2 protein-coding genes and 1 pseudogene are annotated in these 2,173 nt (G+C 61.5%); all 3 read right to left on the bottom strand.

All coding sequences use genetic code 11. The features are described from left to right. Positions 1-105: 105 nt before the first annotated feature. Positions 106-1,071 (bottom strand): DUF3592 domain-containing protein, encoded by a 966-nt coding sequence (locus EN893_RS30225; protein ID WP_236382785.1) that lies wholly within the window; start codon positions 1,069-1,071, stop codon positions 106-108. A gap of 119 nt (positions 1,072-1,190) precedes the next feature. Further along, positions 1,191-1,799, bottom strand: a complete 609-nt coding sequence (locus EN893_RS30230; RefSeq protein ID WP_127267409.1) for a class I SAM-dependent methyltransferase — start codon at positions 1,797-1,799, stop codon at positions 1,191-1,193. A gap of 152 nt (positions 1,800-1,951) precedes the next feature. Beyond that, positions 1,952-2,173, bottom strand: a pseudogene (locus EN893_RS30235) (muramidase); the annotation flags it as partial.

The raw sequence follows: 2,173 nt of genomic DNA on the forward strand, positions 1-2,173 counted from the left end.
GGCCCAGATGATCGATCGCACCCTATTCATCGCTGCATCCTGTCAAGGTAAAGGCATCCCATGCGGAGCCGTCTGAATTGGCATTGGCGAAGTCGGCTGGCACGCTCAAACCAGCCCGAGCAGAAAGGCCGCGCCACCGAGAAAACCTGCCGAGCAGGTCCATAGCAGCCAAAGCCCCCGGACCCGGCATTCGAGCACTGCCGAGCCGGGGTTGGCGGGGTCATAGTGGACGTCGACCTTGCTGCCTTCGATATACTGCCGTGCCTGGCCGCCGACGAGGCCGGACAGCGAGGCGGTCACGGTGGCGCCGAACGTTACACGATCGGCGCTGTAGCGCTGGCCGGCGACGCCATAGGAGTAGACGATGCGGGATTTGAAGACGGTGCGCCAGCGGCCATAGCCTGAATGGTTTCGGAGCGCCTGCAGACCTGAAGTGTCGATGCGGCCAACCACGATCGGCCATTTTGCCGCCTGCTCGGCCAACGCTTTCTGGGCGAAACCGATGCTCAGGATGAACAAGCCCATAAAAAGCAGCAACGCCGCGGCACCGAGATTCTGCGGTTTGGGCAAATGCGGCCCGATCGCCTCCAGAACACCGCCGACGGAAAACACCAGCACAACCGCGCCGAACACTAGGCCGGCCGAGAGTTGGACCATGAACTTGAAGGCGCCGTCCGGCAGGGTGCGCTCGATCACCGCTTTGCTCGGATCGGCCGGATTGTAGAAGACAGTCACCTCCGCGCCGCGGGGAAACTGGGCAAGGGTCTCCGTGACTTCGAAATTCCCCAAATTCTCTTTCACGCTGTAGCGCGAGCTTTGAAATTTCTTGCCGCCGATCTTGTATTCGAAGGTGATCGCCGGAAAATTGCGCATTTCGGTGGTGTCAGTGCTGTCCGAACCAACGCCCGAGTTTCTGACCTCACGTGCCTCGACGCGCGAGGAAATGATCTTTCCCGGCGTCGGCAGCCAGCGGCTGAGTGCCTTCACCTCTCGCCATTTCATGAAGGTGATGAACGACAGCGCGCCCGCGACCACGCAGGCAAAGCCGACAAGCATGATCTTGAGTTCCAACTCGTCTCCCCCCAGGAGTGCAGGAACTCGCACATAGACAGCAAGGCTGCGGCAATGTCTTGCTTATTCGCAAAATCTGAAAAGGTTGAGCAGCGCAAACGGCAACAGCCCACGCCGCGTCATGCAGGCTTCACGGCCAGGAACGTGTTCCATTCTTCGCTATCGCGGCCGACGTTGAAATCGTCCCTGATGAGGACGAGCCCGGCGCCTTCGAGACGGGCCGCGAAGTCGTCCCTGCGCCAGTAGACCGTATGATATTCGCCTGATGTCTCGCCGTCGCCATTACGCATCGAGACGAGAAAGGCGCCGCCCGGGCGCAGCGACCCGGCTATCTTGGCAAGCACCTGGTCGGTCTCGTCGCGAGGCACATGGATGAGGACGCACAGGGCCAGAACCGCGTCGTAGGGGCCGCCGAGATCATCGGTGATGAGATCGAGCAACTCGCCATGCTTGCCACGCGCGGCCTGCAGTTCCAGAAACCGCTTGGTCGCGTCGGTGCGCCGGACTTTGACACCCAAAGTCTCCAGAAAATCCGCGTCGTATCCGGCTCCGGACCCGACTTCCAGAATCCGGCCGCCTGTACCGGCGATTGCCACCAGGCGCTTGAGCGATGCCTGCTCCCTCTCGTTGGGAACATGGCGCACGATGGCATCATATTGTTCCGCATAATCCTCGTAAGCGCTGATCGTTTGACGGCTCTGTGCCAGAGCCTCCGATGACACACCCATCTTTCCTCCCATGCGTCCATGTCGGTCAAAGAGCCGGACACTTTCCTCAGCGAATGCTGCCGGCGGAAGCGTGTCCATCGAGCAGCCCGATGTCGCGTTGCCCAGACCGCGGACATCAGGCAGAGCGAAGTGCGCCGGGACTGACGACTGTCTCAGTTGGCGTCGGCTACCGTCTGCCGGCCGCCGGCCCAGGCGCGCCATTGCCGTTCGTCGCCATGGAAGACATTGAGGTCTATGCGGCCGGTGACGCCGTGCGACAGGCCGGAGCCGGAATACTGCCAGAACAGCCATTTGCGGCCGGGATAGACCTTTGACGGATGCTGGGCCACGGCACGCAGCCAGAACGGATAGTCGAGGAATTCGCCCCTGAGATT

It is taken from the genome of Mesorhizobium sp. M7A.F.Ca.CA.004.04.2.1, from assembly GCF_004022825.1.
Lineage (GTDB): Bacteria > Pseudomonadota > Alphaproteobacteria > Rhizobiales > Rhizobiaceae > Mesorhizobium.

Coding starts and splice junctions, on each gene's coding strand:
- EN893_RS30230 (WP_127267409.1), bottom strand. CDS start 1,799: ATGGGTGTGTCATCGGAGGCTCTGGCACAGAGCCGTCAAACGATCAGC.